At 31.9% G+C, this 20,861-nt stretch carries 23 protein-coding genes, 1 pseudogene and 1 other annotated feature; of the genes and pseudogenes, 13 read left to right on the top strand and 11 right to left on the bottom strand.

What is annotated here, in order from left to right; genetic code table 11:
- The first annotated feature begins 211 nt into the window (after nt 1–211).
- From KPL50_RS05240 to KPL50_RS05230, 3 genes are all read left to right on the top strand, one after another.
- Nucleotides 212–1,015, top strand: coding sequence for a Cof-type HAD-IIB family hydrolase (locus KPL50_RS05240; RefSeq protein ID WP_216297398.1), 804 nt, complete (start codon nt 212–214; stop codon nt 1,013–1,015).
- Nucleotides 1,016–1,045: 30 nt separating this feature from the next.
- A complete protein-coding gene (locus KPL50_RS05235) occupies nt 1,046–2,062 on the top strand; it encodes a GGDEF domain-containing protein (protein ID WP_216297397.1) in 1,017 nt (338 codons plus the stop codon).
- Nucleotides 2,063–2,103: 41 nt separating this feature from the next.
- Nucleotides 2,104–2,157 (top strand) — a sequence feature (sodium ion sensor (DUF1646 type); this cis-regulatory element may regulate processes involved in with the transportation of sodium ions).
- Between the two features lie 98 nt (nt 2,158–2,255).
- The gene (locus tag KPL50_RS05230; protein WP_216297396.1) at nt 2,256–2,399 is read left to right on the top strand and encodes a hypothetical protein; all 144 of its coding nucleotides are present in this window, start codon (nt 2,256–2,258) and stop codon (nt 2,397–2,399) included.
- 94 nt (nt 2,400–2,493) lie between these two features.
- Here the strand turns inward: KPL50_RS05230 and KPL50_RS05225 are convergent, their stop codons facing one another.
- Nucleotides 2,494–3,546, bottom strand: coding sequence for a leucine-rich repeat domain-containing protein (locus KPL50_RS05225; protein ID WP_216297395.1), 1,053 nt, complete (start codon nt 3,544–3,546; stop codon nt 2,494–2,496).
- A gap of 44 nt (nt 3,547–3,590) precedes the next feature.
- Complete coding sequence (locus tag KPL50_RS05220) at nt 3,591–5,048, bottom strand: ATP-binding protein (protein WP_253200463.1); 1,458 nt, start codon at nt 5,046–5,048, stop codon at nt 3,591–3,593.
- A gap of 421 nt (nt 5,049–5,469) precedes the next feature.
- Here KPL50_RS05220 and KPL50_RS05215 point away from each other — a divergent pair, with 421 nt between their 5' ends.
- Together KPL50_RS05215 and KPL50_RS05210 are read left to right on the top strand one after the other, a co-directional pair.
- The gene (locus tag KPL50_RS05215; protein WP_216297394.1) at nt 5,470–6,228 is read left to right on the top strand and encodes an AIM24 family protein; all 759 of its coding nucleotides are present in this window, start codon (nt 5,470–5,472) and stop codon (nt 6,226–6,228) included.
- A 132-nt stretch (nt 6,229–6,360) separates the two neighbouring features.
- Entirely contained in the window at nt 6,361–6,771 is a 411-nt protein-coding gene (locus tag KPL50_RS05210) for a hypothetical protein (protein ID WP_216297393.1), read from the top strand.
- A 365-nt stretch (nt 6,772–7,136) separates the two neighbouring features.
- On the opposite strand, the gene KPL50_RS05205 is transcribed toward KPL50_RS05210, so the two are convergent.
- The 5 genes from KPL50_RS05205 to KPL50_RS05185 form a co-directional block, all read right to left on the bottom strand.
- Nucleotides 7,137–7,529 (bottom strand): thioesterase family protein, encoded by a 393-nt coding sequence (locus KPL50_RS05205; RefSeq protein ID WP_290443200.1) that lies wholly within the window; start codon nt 7,527–7,529, stop codon nt 7,137–7,139.
- A gap of 16 nt (nt 7,530–7,545) precedes the next feature.
- Complete coding sequence (locus tag KPL50_RS05200; RefSeq protein ID WP_216297391.1) at nt 7,546–8,571, bottom strand: aldo/keto reductase; 1,026 nt, start codon at nt 8,569–8,571, stop codon at nt 7,546–7,548.
- A 25-nt stretch (nt 8,572–8,596) separates the two neighbouring features.
- The gene (locus KPL50_RS05195) at nt 8,597–8,734 is read right to left on the bottom strand and encodes a hypothetical protein (RefSeq protein ID WP_216297390.1); all 138 of its coding nucleotides are present in this window, start codon (nt 8,732–8,734) and stop codon (nt 8,597–8,599) included.
- Between the two features lie 147 nt (nt 8,735–8,881).
- A complete protein-coding gene (locus KPL50_RS26895; protein WP_253200462.1) occupies nt 8,882–9,298 on the bottom strand; it encodes a hypothetical protein in 417 nt (138 codons plus the stop codon).
- 138 nt (nt 9,299–9,436) lie between these two features.
- The gene (locus tag KPL50_RS05185) at nt 9,437–9,937 is read right to left on the bottom strand and encodes a hypothetical protein (RefSeq protein ID WP_216297389.1); all 501 of its coding nucleotides are present in this window, start codon (nt 9,935–9,937) and stop codon (nt 9,437–9,439) included.
- A gap of 306 nt (nt 9,938–10,243) precedes the next feature.
- On the opposite strand from KPL50_RS05185, the gene KPL50_RS05180 reads away from it, so the two are divergent.
- From KPL50_RS05180 to KPL50_RS05165, 4 genes are all read left to right on the top strand, one after another.
- Complete coding sequence (locus KPL50_RS05180; protein WP_216297388.1) at nt 10,244–10,426, top strand: hypothetical protein; 183 nt, start codon at nt 10,244–10,246, stop codon at nt 10,424–10,426.
- A gap of 263 nt (nt 10,427–10,689) precedes the next feature.
- Nucleotides 10,690–11,865: a GGDEF domain-containing protein gene (locus KPL50_RS05175; protein WP_216297387.1), complete on the top strand. Its 1,176-nt coding sequence runs from the start codon at nt 10,690–10,692 to the stop codon at nt 11,863–11,865.
- An 84-nt stretch (nt 11,866–11,949) separates the two neighbouring features.
- Entirely contained in the window at nt 11,950–12,801 is an 852-nt protein-coding gene (locus KPL50_RS05170) for an AraC family transcriptional regulator (RefSeq protein ID WP_216297386.1), read from the top strand.
- A 114-nt stretch (nt 12,802–12,915) separates the two neighbouring features.
- A complete protein-coding gene (locus tag KPL50_RS05165; protein WP_253200461.1) occupies nt 12,916–13,206 on the top strand; it encodes a GntR family transcriptional regulator in 291 nt (96 codons plus the stop codon).
- A gap of 81 nt (nt 13,207–13,287) precedes the next feature.
- On the opposite strand, the gene KPL50_RS05160 is transcribed toward KPL50_RS05165, so the two are convergent.
- Genes KPL50_RS05160 through KPL50_RS05150 form a run of 3 tightly spaced genes read right to left on the bottom strand, consistent with a single transcriptional unit; the run spans nt 13,288 to nt 16,565 of the window.
- Nucleotides 13,288–14,730, bottom strand: a complete 1,443-nt coding sequence (locus tag KPL50_RS05160) for a TrkH family potassium uptake protein (protein WP_216297385.1) — start codon at nt 14,728–14,730, stop codon at nt 13,288–13,290.
- Between the two features lies 1 nt (nt 14,731).
- A complete protein-coding gene (gene trkA, locus KPL50_RS05155) occupies nt 14,732–16,084 on the bottom strand; it encodes a Trk system potassium transporter TrkA (protein ID WP_216297384.1) in 1,353 nt (450 codons plus the stop codon).
- Between the two features lie 19 nt (nt 16,085–16,103).
- On the bottom strand, nt 16,104–16,565 hold the full coding sequence (locus KPL50_RS05150; RefSeq protein WP_216297383.1) for a hypothetical protein: 462 nt from the start codon (nt 16,563–16,565) through the stop codon (nt 16,104–16,106).
- A gap of 299 nt (nt 16,566–16,864) precedes the next feature.
- Here KPL50_RS05150 and KPL50_RS27835 point away from each other — a divergent pair.
- The 3 genes and pseudogenes from KPL50_RS27835 to KPL50_RS05140 form a co-directional block, all read left to right on the top strand.
- Nucleotides 16,865–17,143: pseudogene (locus KPL50_RS27835) on the top strand (DUF4118 domain-containing protein); the annotation flags it as partial.
- Nucleotides 17,144–17,146: 3 nt separating this feature from the next.
- The gene (locus KPL50_RS05145; RefSeq protein ID WP_375372904.1) at nt 17,147–18,271 is read left to right on the top strand and encodes a sensor histidine kinase; all 1,125 of its coding nucleotides are present in this window, start codon (nt 17,147–17,149) and stop codon (nt 18,269–18,271) included.
- On the top strand, nt 18,271–18,966 hold the full coding sequence (locus tag KPL50_RS05140) for a response regulator (protein ID WP_216297489.1): 696 nt from the start codon (nt 18,271–18,273) through the stop codon (nt 18,964–18,966). Before KPL50_RS05145 ends, KPL50_RS05140 begins: the two co-directional genes overlap by 1 nt.
- 123 nt (nt 18,967–19,089) lie before the next feature.
- Here KPL50_RS05140 and KPL50_RS05135 read toward each other — a convergent pair whose 3' ends face one another.
- Nucleotides 19,090–19,443: a hypothetical protein gene (locus tag KPL50_RS05135; RefSeq protein ID WP_216297381.1), complete on the bottom strand. Its 354-nt coding sequence runs from the start codon at nt 19,441–19,443 to the stop codon at nt 19,090–19,092.
- 458 nt (nt 19,444–19,901) lie between these two features.
- Here KPL50_RS05135 and KPL50_RS05130 point away from each other — a divergent pair, with 458 nt between their 5' ends.
- A complete protein-coding gene (locus KPL50_RS05130) occupies nt 19,902–20,810 on the top strand; it encodes a polysaccharide deacetylase family protein (RefSeq protein ID WP_253200460.1) in 909 nt (302 codons plus the stop codon).
- Nucleotides 20,811–20,861 lie beyond the last annotated feature (51 nt).

Below are 20,861 nucleotides of genomic sequence, written 5' to 3'. Positions count from 1 at the left end.
ACAATGATAACAAACGATAAACAATAACACCAAACGACTGAAGTTGATCAGAGAAAGTATTTTAAAGATGGTATAATTTAGCGTCATAGGGTAATACCTAGCGTGATATTTTATATATTTAGGCATCTGAAAAAAATATTCATAATGGTTAGTTATTTTTTGAAGATGCCTAATTAATAAATATTAAAGTGAAAATGCTAGGAGGAAAAGTATGTACAAGCTATTAGCTATTGATATGGATGGAACATTACTAAATAGTAATAAAGCTATTTCAAAAGGGAACAAAGCAGCAATAAAAAAGGCTATAGAAAAAGGTGTTAAGGTTGTTATAACATCTGGAAGAGGGCTTAATGGGTTGGATAAATTTTTAGATGAAGTCCATTTAAGAGGAGAAAATGAGTACCTTATTGCAAATAATGGTGGAACTATATATAGAATCAGTGATTTTGAATGTATTAGCTATAAAGGATTAAGGGGTAGAGACTTAATGAAGGCTCATGCTTTAAGTGTGGAATTTGGACTTAATATGATTGCATATACTCATGAAGGGGCTATTGCCTCAGAGGAAAATGAGTTTACAAGGTTTGAAACAGAATACGTTGGAAACCCTGTTAAAATTCTTGATTTTAAAAGTCAGGTTAATGATGAGGATGAGATCACAAAGATATTATTTTCTCAGACCGAGGAACTTCTTGCAAAAAAAATGTTGGAGATACCAAAGGAATTTTATAGTGAATATAATGTGGTAAAAACTATGCCAATAGTCTTTGAGGTTATGGATAAAGATTGTAACAAAGGCTATGGTGTAAAAGTTTTAGGGGATATGTTAGGCATTAAAAAAGAAGAGATAATATGTATTGGAGATCAGGCAAATGATATTGAAATGATAGCTTATGCAGGTCTTGGAATTGCAATGGGAAATGCTATAGAGGAACTTAAAGATATAGCTGAATATGTAACTTTGGATAATGATAATGATGGAGTGGCAAAAGCTATTGAAAAGTTTATATTATAGGTACAAGAGGTTTTAAAAGCCTTTGCGAAGATGCCACTTGCCACGTGGGTGGCACCTAATGTTGCTGTCATAAAAGGTTTTTGGCATAATGAATATCTTAAGAAGAACCTCACTTGTGTAAACATTATAGAAACTAACAATATTCAGGAATCGCTAAAGCTAGTTAATGATGGCAAAGCCCAATATCTTATAGAAAATCCAAGTGTACTTCGTTTTTATGTTGAAAATATGCAGGTATATGATATTGTTCAAAAGGGGACAACAAGCACAGATTCATACCTATATTATGGGATTTCCAAGAATAGCCCTGAACTTGCAAGTATAGTTGATAAGGTTATACCTTTGTTGGATATAGACGAATTATTCAATGCTGGGTATGCTGAGGTACCTCATGAAAGAATCAATCAGAACAATAAGAGGCTCATTTTTATAATTCTAGGTTTAGCTACCTTAATACTTCTTATAATATTATTTGCAATGAAGTTATTCAAGGATTTGCTAAATGAAAGGACTAAAACATCAATTCTGAGGGAGAAGGAGCATCTATTATATATAGATGCATTAACAAATGTTTATAATAGGAATTACTATAATGATAAGGTAAAGGACAAACTGGATGCCTGTGATTATCCTCAAACAATAATTGTTTCTGATGTAAACAATTTAAAAACTGTTAACGATAATTATGGACACCTTATTGGTGATGAATTATTAAAAGATTTTGCTGATATGCTTAGACAAGCTTTTCCGGACTGTAAGCTGATTTTAAGAATGGGTGGAGATGAATTCCATTTAATATTGGAGAACAGGAATGAAGAAGAGGTGGAAAAGGATATATCAAAGGTTAAAAAGATTATTTCAGAAAAACGCTTAAAAGTTGATAAGCATAAAACTATTAAAGTGTCTGCTGCATTCGGATATGCTACAAGAAAATGCTCAAAGGAAAATATTGATAGTATAATTGCTCTTGCTGACAAAAGAATGTATGAGGATAAAAAGAAAATTAAAATCATTGAAGAGGTCGTTTCCGGTGGAAAATTGAATTAATATGAGTTTTGTAGTATTATATTAATATAATATTGTTTATCGGTTGGACGAACTTAGGTTTGATTCCAAGAAATTTGTTTCTAGGGTGGGAAACTCTTATTTGAGTTCCCCACCTTTTTGTTTTTTGATAAAAATATTTGTAATTGCTAATAAGTAGTGGTTACACTATCTAACAATATGAGGAGGTAATGATATGAATGCTCAAGATATAATGATAATTATCACTGTTGGAATATTAATCCTAGGATTTGTTTATTTTAGTTTCATTTTCCCAAAACAAATTGAAAAAGAAGAAAAAGAAAAAAGGGAAAACAAAAATTCACCAAATAAAAAATAGAATTTATAATAGAATTAGTAAGCACTAAAGATTTATTTTAATCCTTGGAGCTTATTTTTTTGTCACCCACATGCCACTTGCCACGTGGGTGGCACTAAGGTTCTATGTTTTGAAGTTTTATTATATTATCGAGACCGAATTTTAAGTTATCTTCAGTAGAAGGTTGTAATGTATCTCTTATTAATTTTTCTAAATTTCCATCCGTAAATGTAAGAAATGGAATATCTGTAATATCTATAACATCTGTAATATCTGTAATATCTGTAATATCTGTAATATCTGTAATATCTGTGATTTGATCACTGGTACTTATTAATGGTTGCTTAGAATCAATAACTGCATTAACAATATTTGTTTTCCCGGGGTTTCTAATATATGCGCTAACTGGAGAATAATCTTCGATTTTATTAGTAGCTAAATTTAAATCAGTCAAGTTAGACAAGCCTTTTAGAGGTTCCGTGTTAGGCATTTTATTAGTAGCTAAATCTAAAGTAGTTAAGTTAGCTAAGTCCTTTAAAGGGTCCACGTTACTCATTTGATTAGTAGCTAAATCCAAATCAGTTAAATTAGTTAAGCCTTTTAGAGGTTCTACATTACTGATTTGATTAGTAGCTAAATTCAAATTAGTCAAGTTAGTCAAGCCTTTTAGAGGTTCTATGTTAGTCATTTTGTTAGCAGCCAAATTCAAATTAGTTAAGTTAATCAAATTTTTTAGAGGTTCTATATTATTCATTTGATTAGTAGATAAATTCAAATCAATCAAGCTAGTCAGTCCTTTTAGAGGTTCTATGTTACTGATTTGATTATTACTCAAATTTAAGGAAGTCAAATTAGCCAAATTTTCTATTCCTGAAAGGTTCGTAATATGTTTGTCCTTAGTGCTTTGAAGTTTGGTTATCTTATCAACATCATCTTTTAAAATATCTCCAGTAGGGCATTGTATCTCTTCTCTTATTGTTTGCTCTAAATTCTTATCTGAAAATGTAATAACTGTACTCTCTGTAATCTGAACACTTACTAAGTTTTGCTGATTAGTACTACTTGATGATGCCATTTTTGTAGAACTACAGCCAATAAGGCTAAGACTAAATAAAAAAACAATAGAAATATTTATATGCTTCAATTTATTGTAAGCTAGATTTTTCATGTTTATAATCCCCCATTTGCATTAATAATTAAACTATGTGAATACTACGAGTAAACATCTGAAAGTTCAACTCGTATACTTTCATCTTCACTCCGTACTTTGCTACTATACATCAGATTTTCCATAAGTATCTTCTCTGATGGAAGCATAACTGTAAACTTACTTCCCTTCCCAAATTCACTTTCAGCATATATACTACCACCATGTAATCCTACAATGGACTTAACTAAACTAAGTCCAATACCAGTACCTTCTGCATTTCTCGATAGGGATTTGTCTACCTGTTTAAATCTATCAAATATCATATCCAAGTTCTTTTTTTCAATACCAATACCATTGTCTTTAACTGATATTTCAACAAATGTAGTTTTATCCTTAACATCTACAAATATTTCATCCCCAATTTTTGAAAATTTTATGGCATTTGATATAAGGTTTAATACTATTCTCTGTATCATTTCTGGGTCACAAGCAATAATGTTCTCTTCTACATCTGTATCGAAAATAATATGTAAGCCTCTTATGTCAGTAAAATTAGTTACAGACATCACTATTTCTTCTACAACTTCAACTATATTGTTATTTGATAAGTTCAATTTAAAGAACCCTGCTTGAATTTTTGATGAATCAACTATATTATTTATAAGTTTAGATAATCTATAGGAATTTAGTTTCATGGAGTCAAGATATTTAATAATTGTTTGACGCCTCTGGTCTAATGACCCATTTTGGCAATACATTTGAAATAATTGTATTGCGGAAAAAATTACATTTAATGGAGTTTTAAGCTCGTGAGAAATATTTGCCATAAATTCTTCATGTGAAATAAGCAATTTTTGTAATTCCTTATTAAGTTCATTTTTTTTCTTAACTTCTTCATAGGTATAATTCCATATATACCTAATAAACATGAGATTACCCAAAGTAAGTACAATACCTAAAAAAATCAATAGATACCTTTGAGATTTTTGAGCAGCTATAACTTTGTTACGTGAAATATTTACATCTAAATTAATTTTATTTATTAATATATTATCAGTTTCCCTAAATTTATCAACTAAACTTTTACCTTTATATAGATTTAATTTTGCCTGATATGAATTGCCATCATCTACTAATGATATTTGCTCTTTAAAAAATGTTTCAATTGAATTCATCTGATCTGTGAGTTGATTGGTAGTGTCGATTCCTAATGCCGTATCTTTCAAATTATCAAGGGAATTATAATACCCTTGTACTTGGTTAATTCCTAAATAATAAGGGTCTAAAAAGCTTTTATCCTTTGTAATGATATAGGCTCGGATACCAGTTTCTTGATTAATTAGTGATGTTAAAATTTCCGTAGAAAATGTTTTTGCAGGAAGTATTTTTTTTATAATAAAATCAGACTCATTACATACTTTATTCATACTATAAATACTAAATGATATTATTATTAATGATAGACAAGCGATTGAAATATATCCCAATACCATAGTTCGTCTACTTTTATTTTTGCCCATAAAAATTATCTCCGCTCCTCAAAAAAAATTACTATAATTCAAAATCAATTATCCCTTATAACATATTACTACAAAATGTGACATAATGCTATATACTTAATAATTAACTTAATATATCCCAGTGGTATTTCTTTTGCCCCCACATGCCATTTGCCCTGTGAGGATTACTCTTTTGTCTTCCATAAAAAAAGTCATTTTAATGTTTATTTATTACAATTATGTCGAAATTATGTTGCATGTACCTGTGTTTAATGGTAACATTGTACTTATAATTATGAGAATGATAAAGACGTCAATATAATCAATTTATAACTGATGTATAAGCATTAGTTAAAGATTCTATAGATAGTAAAAAAAAAAAATGGGAGTCAAGAAATTGATACCTTGGAAAAATTAAATAAATAATTGGAGGAAATTAATTATGTTTAATCCTGATTTTTCAGATGCAGTAAGAGTAATAGACAGCTCAACAAGTACTAATAATACCGTATTCGAAGTACTTGAATATAAAAAGCCTAGAAATGGCAGTGTTTTTAACCCTACGGATGTAACCCTATCCAATGCACAATATGGTGGGGAAAAGCTTCGTCAAGTGAGAATTAATATTAATGGTGGTGGGGTACTAGTACAACCCGGGGAGCTCCAATTTATGAAGGGACCAATCCAAATAGAGATTCAGAAAAATGCACCTTCTGCCTCTAAGGGTTTTTTTAAAAACGTGGGTACGGGAGAAGCCTCCTTTACTTCAAAGTATTATGGTAAATACGGCGAGATATATTTAGACCCTTCATATAAGTATTTTTATATTCTAGAGTTATCTAATGAAGAGCTTATTTTAGATGATGGAATGTTTTATTGTTGTGAAGATAGTATTGAACTTTCTGTTCACACAAATAAAGATATTGCTACAGGCCTAGTAAGTGGAGATGGTTTCAGACAACCTAAACTAAGTGGAAGTGGTATTGCCATTTTAGAAAGTGAGGTTCCCTTTGATGAAATCCTCATTTACGAGTTAAATAATGAGACACTAAAAATCGATGGTAATTTTTCAATTGTCATAAGAGGCAAAATAGAAACAAAAATAGAAAAGTCAAAGCGCGAAGGATATTTACAAACCTTTGTGGGAACAGGTGAGGTTTGGATTGCACCTACTAGAAAAAATAGACCGATGAATGTATAATTGATATTTTAATTTAATACTATCAAATATGAAAAATAGAATTAATTATTAACATAAGACATTAAAAAAGCAGCAAGGGAATATTTTAACTTGTATATAGGGATTATAAATAATATGGAAAGTGGGATTATAATGAATTATGGGTATATTTTTATAATGGCGGTAGTAGTTAGTGCTGTGGGCGTATCAGTAATTAAATCTATAAGACGTAATGGAAACAATGATATATTGGAAAAAATGGGATATACGGTATTTATAACAAATTCATTTGACAAGGATGATGCTGTATTTATGAAGCCTATTTTTACAATGATATTAACTGAGGATGGTATTAGAGAAGAGACAATATTCTGTAAGGTACTAGATGGGGATGGCGAACTAACTATTAAAGATGCCGAAGGATTGATGATTGAAAATATAAAAGATGCATTAAAAAATAAAGCAATTATTGAAAGCATTATACATGAAGACGGTTGTTCGATTGAAGAAAAATTAATAGCGGATAATCTTAAGAAATCACTTATAGAAGTTGGACAAGAATAAATAGGAGACCTTAGCATAAAGAGCTAAGGTCTCCGTTATTTTAAAGAGTAAATTAATTTTATATACTTATAAAACTCTCATTATAATAATTTTAGCAACGACGTCTCTTATTGCAACAACGATTACTGTTACGACAATTATTGTTACCACAATTATTGTCATCGAATAGTAATAATAGTATCAACCACCAACACATGCATATTTCCCCCCTCTCTGAAGGCAAATATCAAAAATTTTTTTCATTGGTTTATACCATTAATATTTCTTTTGTTAGCATATAATATTACGCTTATTATAAAAATGTTCCACTTGTGAATAATCAAAATCAGCTTCTATTTAAACAATCATGGTTTAACAAGTAACAGTTACTTTGGAGGTGTTATTTTTTTTATGAATTCTTCGGAATTTACTATGTACCTTATATGAGTTCCTTCACCTATTTTACCAATGTCATCATAGGCTTCTATTTTAAAGAATAATTTTTTGCCCTCTGACTTTTCGAGTAGTGCTTCGGCTCTAACCTTCATGCCAACAGATGTTGCCTTTACGTGCTTGATGTTAATCTCTATACCAACTGTTGTAAAACCATCAGGCAAATCCTTTTGAACGCAATTCATTGCTGCATTCTCCATAAGCGCTGACATAGCTGGAGTAGCATAAACATCTAGATTTCCAGAACCATAAGAACTTGCTGTATCATTGCTACTTACAGTCTGTTCCACAGCAAAGTTTAAGTCTTTATTAAAATTAAATTCCAATTTCATCACTCCTCAACTAAGCGTTTTTATGTTTAGCATAAAATTCATTGTAATTTTTAAGTTCTCTTTTTAAAAGATTTGGAGTATCAAGTTTATAAGGACAGTGATTTTTACAGTGCCCACATTCTATGCAATTATTTATAAGTTCAATCTTCTCTTTAAAGGTATCTTCTAAGAATCCTTGAAAAGGAGCTCGTCTAAGAAGAAGTGATATTCGGGCAGCTGTAGGAATTTCAATTCCAGCAGGGCAGGGAAGACAATATCCACAAGCACGACAGAAATCTCCTAAAAGCTCAGCACGATCCTTGTTAATAATGGACCACATGGTTTCGTCGAGGGTTGGCGGATTTTTCTCAAGGGAAATAAATTCATCTAACTCAGTTTCCTTTTGTATTCCCCATATTGGCACAACGTTATCAAATTGCCTTAGAAATGAGAATGCCGAGGCTGCATTATTTATTAGACCTCCGGAAAGGGCCTTCATTGCAATGAGCCCCACATTTCTTTCACTACATTCTCTAATTAAGCTTAAATCAATATCAGCAGATAGTGAACTTAAGGGAAATTGTATAGTGTCATACAATCCTGAAGCTGCTGCATCCATTGCATTTTTTATTTTATGATTTGTAATTCCTATAAACCGAACTAGGCCTCTTTTCTTAGCTTCTAGAAGGCCGGCATAGAGCCCATCTGGATCCTCAGGATCAGGAAGAATACCCGGGTTATGTAACTGTAGAATATCTACATAATCTGTTTTTAGATTTTGAAGACTAATTTGTAAATGCTCAAGTAAAGTTTTTCTATCCTCTGCATGGCTTTTAGTTGCAATTATGATCTCATTTCTAACATCTGCAAGAGAATGACCTATTTTTTCTTCACTATCAGAATATGCTCTTGCAGTATCAAAAAAATTTATTCCATTGTCATAAGCCTTTCGAAGAATTGTTTTAGCCTCTGCAAAAGAAACCCTTTGAATAGGGAGTGCCCCAAAGCCGCTTCTAGTAACCATTAAATTTGTTCTTCCAAGTTTAATTTTATCCATTTAGATTCCTCCATATATTTTATAACTATAGTTTTTCATAAGTAGCTCTACGACATTTAGGGCATATAGGTAAAACATCAGAATCTAGATTTAAATGAACTATTTCGCCACAAGTAGCACATTTATAATCACCTTTTCCAGGTGTTTGTCCTGTAGTATACATTGTCATCACATCCTTTACATATAAGTATACAATACTATTTTATAATTATCCTGCATTTTAATTTAAAATTATAGAAGTGTATGATAATAAGCGAATGCGCGAAATAATTGAGTATTTCGCGCAAAAGGATATGTTGTTTAGACTAGGTTAAAAGCATTGGAAACTATTAATATCTCTCAGATCCATGCCAAAATATCTCCAAGTATTACCATTCCAACGAAAGCCTGCTACAGATCTAGGGCCCACAAAAGTAAGCCATGCCCAAAATCCTCTGCCTCTTCTTGGCCATATATATACGAACCTAAAGATGCAGGGTCTAATTGCACCTGGGTCTACAGCTAGAGGAGTAGCGCCAAATTGTTGTGATTGAGACTGCGATGGAGTAAAGTTTGGAGGCCCAGAGGATGGTATTCCTTGAGGACCTGATGACCCTTGAGGTACCTTAGGGAAGGGTGGAAAAGGCCCCATTTGTCTGTATGGATGCGTTAAGGGAAGGGATTGTTGTTCTAGTTCATACATATAGTTTGAATAATATAATCTAATAGTATCTTCATCAATATACATTAAATTAACTCCTAAAAGTATTTACGATACAGTATATGTTGGTGTATAAGTTTTTGTTATTTAAATTTAAAGTTTATTGATTATAATTAAGTTTTTTTATAAACACTCCAGCAAGGATTGTAGGGGATTACTAAAAAATTATGTTTTCTCACACATAACAATAATTTCATAAGGAGTGGTTTGTGCTGGTATACTCTTTGTAGAAGCGCCATAGATAACAATTAGATTTCGATTTGCAGGGTTTTTGTTAAAGGCTTGACCGTTTTCCAGCACTATCTGAGTATAGGGGGCGATGTTTAATTTTAAAAGATTATCGCTACTCGTAAGCTGACTGTTAAAATAGTCTACTTTCACATTTTGATAGGGCGTATTTCTTACCATAACAATTGCCCTATATTGTGGTGGGAAAATAAGAGGAACAGGTGCATTTGCATCATAAAATCCAGTTACCATATCTCCAACCACCACCATTACATGGTTTACAAAGTAAGTAGTTGGTGCAACCACAAAATTTACTAAGGTGCCATTTCCGTCATCTACAGACATTAACTTATAACATCCAGCTGCATCTCCGGTTTCATCAATCCAAAAATCATTAATCATAGTTAGCATACCACGAAAAGGTTGAAATTTTTTCATTTTTATTACTCCATTCCTTCATTGCTATTTAAAATCCTAATCCATATAGCTTATTCAATCACAAGATCTTGTGTTACTCATATTATTAATAAAGCTATCTATGAAAATAGAAAAGTATATTAATAATAAAATAGCTTTCTGGTATATTTATCTATTATTTTATGATATACTCTATTTATGCAAACATATGTTCGTGTATTTTACCTTGAAAAATTAAACTAATATCAAAAGGGGTACGTCAAAAGTTATAGATTTTAATTGATCCTCTTATTGAGAGATATGATATACCATAAAGGAGGTGATCTATTGAAAAATAAAAAACAAAAAAAACTTCCAAAGGCTCACAACCACAGTTCTTTACAAGTCGGCCAACCTGTAAAAGAAGGTTTTGATGAAGCTTTGAAAGATTCCTCTAAAAAAATTTTATGTTTTTGTTTTGAAAAATTTGTTTTTTTGATTATAAATTTTTTTACAAATTTATTTAAATAAGAGCATTTTAAATGCTCTTATTTTCAATAAAAATATATATTTAAATTTATATTTTTATTATATACCATAGCATACTTTTCTTAAACAACAAATTAGGATTAAACCTAATTTAAACATATTATTATATATTTTTGACTATAAAATTTGAGCTTTTTAAAAGGCTTAATCAACACAAAGTCCCTATAACCTACACTTGTAACTCATTATAAATATGATATAATCAAAATAATACATAAAATAACATATGGAAATGGAGTATAGGAATGGTGATATTAGTACAAATTCAAATAAATATAGTTTTATCAAGTTTATTAATTGTTTTGCTTGTACATGCTTATTTTAATATGAATAGAAAAAAGATAAATAACAGATTATTTATCTGTATTATGGGATTAACATTGCTTACTTTGATATTAGAGATATTTAGTGTCATTTTAAATAATTCGGATTTTAAGCAATTTATGGTATTACATAAGCTTGTTAATATAATTGGATTTATAGTGGCACCCGGTATTTTATTCTTGGGATATATATTTACTATAGAATGGGTTAATAGGTATCAACAAGAGAAAATAAAAGTAAATGAACTACTTCTACTGCCACTCGTTATTAATGGGATAGCAACATTAATGAGTTATTACGGAAACGGAGTTTTTCATGTAACTAGTGAGAATATTTATCAAAGGGGCACATTATTTTTTATTTTACCCTGTGTCAGTTACATATACTTTGCATATAATTTATTTTTTATTTATAAGCAACGTAAAAAGCTCACTCATTCTGAACTTGGTATGTTTAGTTTGTTTTACATTGTACCTGCCATATTTACTAGTATTCAGTTAGAGCATTCTTTTTACTTGACCATTTGGAATAGTACGGCAATAATTGTTGTGCTTACTTATATTTTTATACTCAATGACCAGGCATATCGGGATATTTTATCAGGGCTACAAAATCGTTTGGCCTATGAGAATTATGCTCAAAATTTAAATTATAATAAGATTAATAAAATTTTTGTAATTTATATAGATATAGATGATTTTAAGACAATTAATGACCAATATGGACATTATGAAGGGGATGAAGCAATTAAGACATTTGCCACTTTGCTTGTTGAGAGTTTTCCACAAAGGCAAAAAAAGCTAGTCCGTTTAGGCGGAGATGAATTCCTAATCATATTAGAAGAGGAGCATCTACAAAAGGTTGAAGATTACATGAAAAATTTAACTCAAAATGTTGAGGTGTATAATAATAGTATGAAAAAATCATATGGACTTAAATTCAGTTATGGTATGGCATGTTATACAGAGGCTTATGAAAACCTTTATCAAGTTTTGGAATATGTAGATCAATTGATGTATAATCAAAAAGAAAGTAAAAAGGAAAGTTATAAGATTTCTATGATTCACAGCAATACTCCAGTTGACCATATTCTCTAATTTAAACCTGTCAATGGGGAGCATTTAAAGACAGGACAAAAAAGTTGGAAAGGTCTAATATAGAAATAGAGGGAGGAATGGTTTATGGATTGGCTAGATTCAATGAACAATGCATTAGAATATCTAGAGGCTAACATTACTGAAAAACTTGATATTGAAAAGGTGGCGAAAATTGCCTTATCGTCCACGTTTCATTTTCAGCGGATGTATCATATGATAACCGGGGTTACAATAGCTGAATATATACGTAGAAGAAGGCTTACCCTGGCTGCACAGGATATTATATCAGGTGAAAAGATAATTAATGTAGCTTATAGATATGGCTATGAAACGCCAGAAGCATTCACAAAGGCTTTTGGAAAAATGCATGGAATAAGCCCTACCGCAGCGCGAGAGCCGGGGGTGAATCTGAAGGCATATCCTAAGCTATCCTTTCATATTTCTATAAAAGGAGAAAAAGATATGAATTATAAGATTGTTGAAAAAGGAAGCTTTACAGTAGTAGGGAAACAAACAAGAATAACTATGGTAGACGGAGAAAACTTCATACAGGTACCTAAGTTCTGGGAGGATTGCAAAAGAGATGGTTCCTACGAGTGGATTTGTTCAAAGGCAGGAAAGCTTGGTATCCTGGGTGTATGTAAGGATTTCGATAATAGTGAAGGATTTAACTATATGATCGGAGTTGAGAAAATCAAAGAACCCCTCCCAAAGGGATATATTTCGGCAACTATACCTGCAGCAACTTGGGCTGTATTTGAATCGGTGGGAAAACTACCTGAAGCTATACAAGATATTACTCGAAGAATATTTTCAGAATGGATGCCTTCTACAGGATATCAGCATGATTGCGCACCAGAGATTGAGGTTTATCCTGAAGGGGATTTATACTCCCCGGATTACAGATGTGAGGTTTGGATTCCTGTTAAGAAATAAAAGAGATGAAAAGTGGCTATAAAACATTATAGTCACTTTTGTTGATTCATACTATAAATTCAAATCTAGGAAAAAATTACATATATCTGTAGAATAGATAATTAGGGGGAAAGCTTGCCTTCAGTATGTCAAATGGCAGAGGATATTGGCATTAACATGCATACAGTAAATAAAACATATAATGAACTAAAAGCTGAGGGATTTATCTCAATAGATAGAAGAAAAGGTGCTGTAGTAAGCAGTACAAGTACACTACTCACAGATGAATATTATGAACAACTGAAGGAAGAATTGGATTTTATAATTGGAGAGGCCTATTGCAGAGGAATTACTGAAGATGAATTTATAAAGATCTCTAGAGCTGCTATTGTGATAGTATTAATATTTCCATATATATTGAATTAAGTATAAAGAGGTAAAGAAGTAGGTAGATTTGTGAATACAAACCTAGCTACTTTCAATTTTTGTATTTAAATAATTAAATCACTACTTCTTCCAAAAGCTAGGAAGAACTAATAGTAATATGGGGTATATTTCAAGTCTTCCTATAATCATACAAAAGGAAAAAATCATCTTGCTTAAATCCGTGAATCCTGAAAAATTTCCCCTTGGGCCAACCATTCCAAGACCAGGTCCTACATTTCCTAAAGTAGTTGCCACAGAGGTAACAGTTGTTACTAGGTCCTTACCCTCAATTGATATAATAAGTATAGCTCCACAGAAAACCATTATATACATAAAGAAAAAGCCAAGTACTTCAGACAAGGTCTGTTCATTGATGGCTTTTCCACCTACTCTTACGCTGTAAACTGCTCTTGGATGTATTATCTTTAATAAGTCCCTCTTAGCAGCCTTAAATAGTATAAGAAATCTAATGTTTTTTATTCCTCCTGCAGTTGAACCAGCACAGCCGCCAATAAACATAAGAAAAAATAATATTGTCTTACTAAATACTGGCCAAAGATTAAAATCAGCTGTAGCATAGCCTGTTGTAGTTATTACAGATACTACCTGAAAGGCTGAATATCTAAAAGATTGTAAGGCTCCCTTATACATAGTGCCATTTATATTTAATGCTACTAATATTATTGCAGTTATAACAACTAAACTATATAATATAAACTCACTATCCTTAAAAAACCCTTTAATATTCCCTTTAAGCAGTTGATAATACAAAGCAAAATTCGCTCCACATACAAACATAAAAAAAGTTATTATCATATCGATATATACATTAGAATAGGCTTGGACACTCAAATTCATATTTGAAAATCCACCAGTACCTACTGTGCCAAAGGTGTGTACAAATGAATCAAACAAGGGCATGCCCGCAATTTTCAAAAGGACAATTTCAATTATAGTTATAAGTAAATAAATTCCGTAAAGTATCTTTGCAGTTTCTCTCACTTTAGGAACTAACTTCCCTGGGCTAGGGCCTGGACTTTCCGCCTTCATAATTTGAAGTGCACCAGTGCCAGCGGAGGGGAGAATTGCCATAGTCAGAACAAGTACACCCATACCACCAACCCAATGAGTGAAGCTCCGCCAAAATAAAACACCTTTAGATAAACCTTCTATTTGTTGCAATATACTTGCACCTGTAGTTGAAAAACCTGAACTTGCTTCAAAAAAACTATCCACAAAAGATGGAATTGCTCCACTAAAATAAAATGGAAAAGCTCCAAAAAAGGATACTAAGATCCAACCTATTGCCACAATAGCAAATCCATCTTTTACATATAAGCCTGCATGTTTAGGTTTTATAAACCCCGCGGGTATGCCAATGATGAATAATAATAACATAGTGTATAAAAATGACCATACACTATGTTCACCATATATAAGAGCTACAATTAGCGATGGGAACATAGCTATGCCTTCACATACCAGAACTATTCCCAGATTTTTTAAAACCATTCTAAAATTCAATTTATAAGCCTCCAGTTATTGCAGCTTGTAATCCATTTAATCTGGATATATTTTTTTGTTTGGTTATCACGATTATTCTATCGCCCTTCTTTATTATGTCCTCCCCACGAGGCATTACTACCTCATGCTTTCTTACTATGGTAGCAATTAAAGTATTTTCCATAAATCCAATATTTTTTATTTGTTTATTAACAAGATCACTATTCTTATCTACTATAAACTCAAGTATTTCTACTTCGCCTCCCGCTATTTTAAGCAGTGATTCAACTGCGTTTCCTCTGGCATACTTAAGTATTTGATTAGTAGTTATTAATTTAGGAGTTATAATACAATCTATACCTAATTCTCTTACAATATCAATGTAGTTTGTACGACTTATTTTTGTTATAACTTTTTTTACTCCGATTTTTTTTGCAATAAGAGAAGACATCAAATTTTGTTCATCAATACCAGTAACTGCTACAAAGCTGTCCATATTTTCTATATTTTCAGAAAGAAGTACCTCTTCTTCTGTGCCATCACTGTTTATTATAAGAGCATTAGGTAGTGCATCAGAAAGGTCATAACATCTTTCTCTTTTTATTTCTATAATCTTAATGTTCATGTTCATACTTATTAAAAGCTTATAAAGATAATAGGCAATTCTTCCTCCCCCCATTATCATTACATTTTTAATTTTCTCAGGATATTTACCACATATTTTGCAAAAATTATATACTCGGGATGACTTTCCTATAACATATATTAGGTCATTTTCTTTAATTATTTCATCACCTTTAGGAACTATGACCTCCTCATCCCTAACTAGTACCCCTAAGATTATTGAGGATGAATGTTTGAATATATCTCTCACCCTTTTGCCGATAAACTCAACTTTAGAGGTTATTTTTAGTTCAACCATGATCACTCTACCACTAGCAAACCTTTCAACATTAATAGCGGATGAAAATCCCAAAGTCCTTGCTATTTCATCCGCTGCTGCAAATTCTGGATTTATTACAAAATCTACTCCTAACTGCTCTTTAATTAATGAGAGTTCATCAGCATATTCAGGATCCCTTACTCTTGCAACAGTCTGACGAACGCCTAGCTTTTTAGCAGTAAGGCAGCACACCATATTAATCACATCAGTACCTGTAACTGCAATAAGCAAATCTGCATGCTCTATACCAGCTTCAAGGAGTACATTAGTACTTACCCCACTACCTTTAATGCTCATAACATCAAGATTATCCTCTACCTTTTCAATTGCATTAACACTTATATCTATAATTGTAACATCATTATTTTCTTCTACTAAATTTTCAGCAAGAGTATATCCAACCTTACCTGCTCCAATAATTATTATCTTCATATTTTCCTCCTAAGTCCTTCTAATCACTCACTATAGGCAGACTTTTATCCCATATTTTTTCAAATGTTTCGTTTATATAGTTAATAGTATTGCTATCATCAGTCTGAATCGCACACTCAAAATTACTTTTTATGCCTAAGTCTTTTAAATATCTAGAAGAGAGAGATAAAATAAATACCTGGTTTCCTATAACAATCAAGTTTTTTCTAAACATACTAGTTATTCGTATCTCCCCACCAGCCTTGCTGATTTTATTTATATAAACTCTTGAGAGAATTCCACTGTTGCTAACATATGGCATCAAAATTTTACATTTATTAATCTTATTTTTATCCACCAACGTTTTTAATAGTTTCTTAAACAATTCATGATCGAAGGTTCCAGAAATTAAAATATGATAATCGTTTTCATTGTTAAGCGTAATTAATATTATTTGTAATAAATCTTCCAAATCAGTAATGAATTGTACGTTACTTCCCATAAGAATCCTCCCTAATTTATAAACGTATATTATGTAATTATAAGATGTTTTATATATACTATCAAGAGTTATTTATACAATCTTTATACAATCTTTATACAATCTTAATATGATTGACGTTAATCTTTAGATTTTACTTATATTAATATAGTAAATCTTAATACAGTCTTAATACGAAATAGTATCTTATAAACAGGAACAGAACTTTTGTTATCTGTTTACCTTATAGGGAAAGGATGTAAAAAAATCTAAAGGAAACCCGCTGAAATTGTGGTAAAATGTTCATGTGAGGTGACTTTATGAAGAAAAAATATTATTTGATGCTAATATTAATATTATCAACTACCACCGTTGGCTCCGTGGCCTTAAACCAATTAGGCGTAGGCACGGAAAATCTCTTAATGATTTTTATTGTTGGAGTCTTACTTATAACTGCCGTTACAAAAGGATACGAGTTCGGCATTATTGCATCTTGTGTCAGTGTGATAATATTCAACTATTTCTTTACAGAACCTATACACACCTTTCTCATTAACAGCACCAATGATGTGATACTGATGTTATTTTTCCTTATAGCGTCGGTGATATCGTCAAGCCTTACCGCAAAATTTCAGAGGCAACTGATTATTTCCCAAAGGAACGAGCAAACCGCAAAACTACTTTATAAGATAGCTCGTAGCTTTGTCAATGTAACCTCAGAAGTGAATATCATTCATCATGGAATCCAATATATCAAGGAAAACATAGGTTATGACAGCATAGTTGAACTCGATGAAAGTGGTGAAGTCTATACAAGTGATAACTTTACTCCAGGAAGCGGCGAAAGAAGTACTGAGCTTCCAATAATGGGAATTGTTAAAAAACTTGGGACACTAAAGATATATGATAAAAATGAAATTCTAAATATGGAGCAAGACTGGCTTGTAAATTCAGTGGCGGCGCAGATGGGAATCGCCTTAGACCGAGAGTTTATTTATAATGAGCGTGAAAATACACGTACCGCAATGGAACGAGAACATTTAAAAAGTAACCTTTTGCGAAGCATTGGTCATGATTTGCGCACTCCTCTGGCCGGAATTGCTGGAGCAAGCAGTTATATTGTGCAGCGGGGTGAGAGACTTGACCGTGAAAGCATTGAGCGTTTGGCAAAAGATATAAACGAGCAAGCGGTTTGGCTTACAACTCTTGTGGAAAATATTCTTAATATGACGAGAATTGATAATGATAAATTAGAGGTTAATAAGCAAGTTGAGGTGGTTGATGATGTAGTTAGTGAGGCAGTCAGTCATGTTGTGGGATTAAACGAAAGACCTCTTAATATCATTTTACCAAAAGAAGTGATTGCAGTACCTATGGACGGCAAAATGATTGTTCAGGTTTTGGTGAATCTGCTGGATAATGCAGTTAAACACACATCAAAGAACTGTCCTATTGAGCTTGTGGTAATAGAAAAGGGTGGTTATGTGGAATTTAATGTGGCGGATGGGGGAATGGGAACTGGGAACGATATTTCAATTAATGAGAAAATGTTCGACTCCTTTGTTACCAGTGGCAAAATTGGAGCTGATGGAAAAAAAGGCATAGGCCTGGGACTTGCAATTTGCAAAGCTGTTGTCAAAGCTCACGGAGGTAACATTACCACTGGTATATCACATCTTGGAGGTGCACTATTTACATTTACACTACCATATACGGAGGTTGAATGATGGAACAAAATATCACAGTATTAATCGTGGAAGATGACAAGTACATTATGTCTTTAACAACCATATATTTAAGGGATGAAGGATATAAAACTATTTTAGCAATCAATGGAAAGGAGGCTTTGGCGTTATTTTTTGCAAATAACCCCGACGTCATTCTCTTGGACCTGGGACTTCCTGATATGGACGGTATGGAGGTAATTGAGCAGATTAGAGAACACAGCAATGCTCCTATTATCGTTGTTTCTGCTCGCGCAGAAGAAAGTGAAAAAATTAGAGCTCTTGATATGGGAGCTGATGATTATATGACAAAACCTTTTTACATGGGTGAACTACTTGCGCGAGTAAGGGTTTCATTACGAAAAATCAATAGTCTAGTTAATCAGGATAATGTAGAAACCTTTACCAGTGACTATTTGGTGGTGGATTATACCAAAGGACTTGTGTTTGTTGATAGCGAAGAAGTCCATTTGACCCCTATGGAGTATAAACTTCTCAAGCTGTTAATTGCAAATAGAGGAAAAGTTTTGACACACAACTTTATTCTCAATCAGATTTGGGGATATGCTGAAAAAAAAGACCCCAAAAGCCTTCGTGTGTTTATGGCGAGTTTGCGTCGAAAAATTGAACGGGATACGGCAAATCCTAGGTTTATTCTTACCCAAGTTGGGATAGGTTATCGCTTTGTTGGTAAATAATTTAATGACAGTGTGTAAAAAAGTGATAAGGGGGCCTTCTGATAAAATTTTGGAGGAATCGACTTGTCTAAAATAGATAAGTCGGCTTTTATATTCCCAATTTCAGAAATAGTGAAAAATTTATTACTCATATTTAATTCTTAGATCTTCTGTAAAATCATTTATATCATTAGACAATAACCACTCTAGGATTGTAATTTCCCCTTTACTTGGAGTAAATTGAACATTGGTAGTAAGCAGCTTATTAAATCTATTAACATTGAATCCAGTAACTTTATTGATTTGTTCCACAACTGTTTCATTACTTTTTCTATAATTCTTATTAATTCTATCAACAACTCTAATAAATAATTGGGATAAGTCTCTTTCTCTTATGCCTTCTAATTTAAAAGGATTATCTAGGTTAGTTACTATCTTTTTATTACTCGCACTTACTGATTGTTTATATGTTTCAAATGCTTTACTCTTACCTAACATTTTGCGCCTCCCGATTATTAAAATATAAACATATAGCTACGACAAATTTTTTACTTAATTATATCAGTGTTACTACATAATAGATATAAAAGAGTAATGGCAAAAGCATAGCTAATAAACTGGTTTGGAGAATGTGATGAAGGTGGATTAGAAGATATATAAATAATAAAATTTGCCTAAGCTTTAAAAGGATAATTAGGTATGTACGTTGAATTATATAAACAGAATAATCCTATTGTTTTAGGATTAAATCGCATTCCACAAGGAGAAAGGTTTTTGATGATGCATTAGTGGGATATATATTTGAAATTATACACAAAATATCATATAGTAGAGACAGAGTAATGATAATATAAATTTTCTGAAAATTGTTAATATGAAAATATTATGAAAGGAAGTATAAAACCATAATAATTTGTGGTACGATTTAGTATGGTTTTAGAAATTAGGTATTTGTAATGGGACATAAAAGAAAAACAATCATAATAGTTGTTGTTTTTTTAGCTTGCATGTCAGTGGTTTTTGGGTATTTTATTGGGAGGCAGAACTATGATAACAGTAAGCTAACTCAAAAAAATAATAGTATAACAGGTAATAATACAAAAATAGTAGAAGTTGTCGAAAATAAAACTCTGAAACAGCAATACAGCCAAAATAAAACGGTAGCAAAAAAAATAACTCTTAAGCATAACAATAAAGGAATACCAGTACTTATGTATCATGCTATTGGATATGAAAAGGGAAACACCGCCAGAATTCCTAAAGAAAAGTTTAAAGCGCAAATGAAGTATTTGAAAGATAATGGTTATTCAACCCTAACCTTAGATGAAGCCTATGATTTTTTCAAAACGAATAAGCCAGTTCCTCAAAAATCTGTAGTACTAACTTTTGACGATGGATATGTGGATAACTTTTTAGAAGCTTTACCTATATTAAAAGAATTTGGGTTTAAGGCAACATATTTCATTATAACAAATGTAGTAGATAAAAGCCCAGGTTACATGAGTCTAGAGCAGCTAAAGGCTATGCAAGCTAATAAAATGGATATTCAAAGCCACACTGCTAAGCATGAGCATTTAGCCAAGTTATCTTACGAAGAACAAGTTAAAACACTCAAAGAATCTAAAGCATTTTTAGAAAAATCATTAGGTAAAAAAGTACAATATATCGCATATCCTTATGGAGAGTATTCAAAAGAAACCTTAACTGCTGTAAAAAAAGCTGGATATACAATGGCCTTTACAACTGGTGGAAGATGGTCTGATAAAGCAGATGGAATTTTAACCCTGGATAGGGTATTTATAAGTGGAGCAGCTAGTTTAGATGTATTTATAGAACGAATAACTAACCCTAATTACAAATTTTAGATTAGTAATACAAAAACCTTCGAACTCTAAACTGGAGCTTGAAGGTTTTTT

The sequence above is a fragment of the Clostridium sp. CF012 genome, from assembly GCF_018861755.1.
In the GTDB taxonomy this organism is placed as follows: domain Bacteria; phylum Bacillota; class Clostridia; order Clostridiales; family Clostridiaceae; genus Clostridium_AD.
Note: the sequence above shows the minus strand (reverse complement) of the source record. Positions and strands in the feature narration are given on the sequence as shown.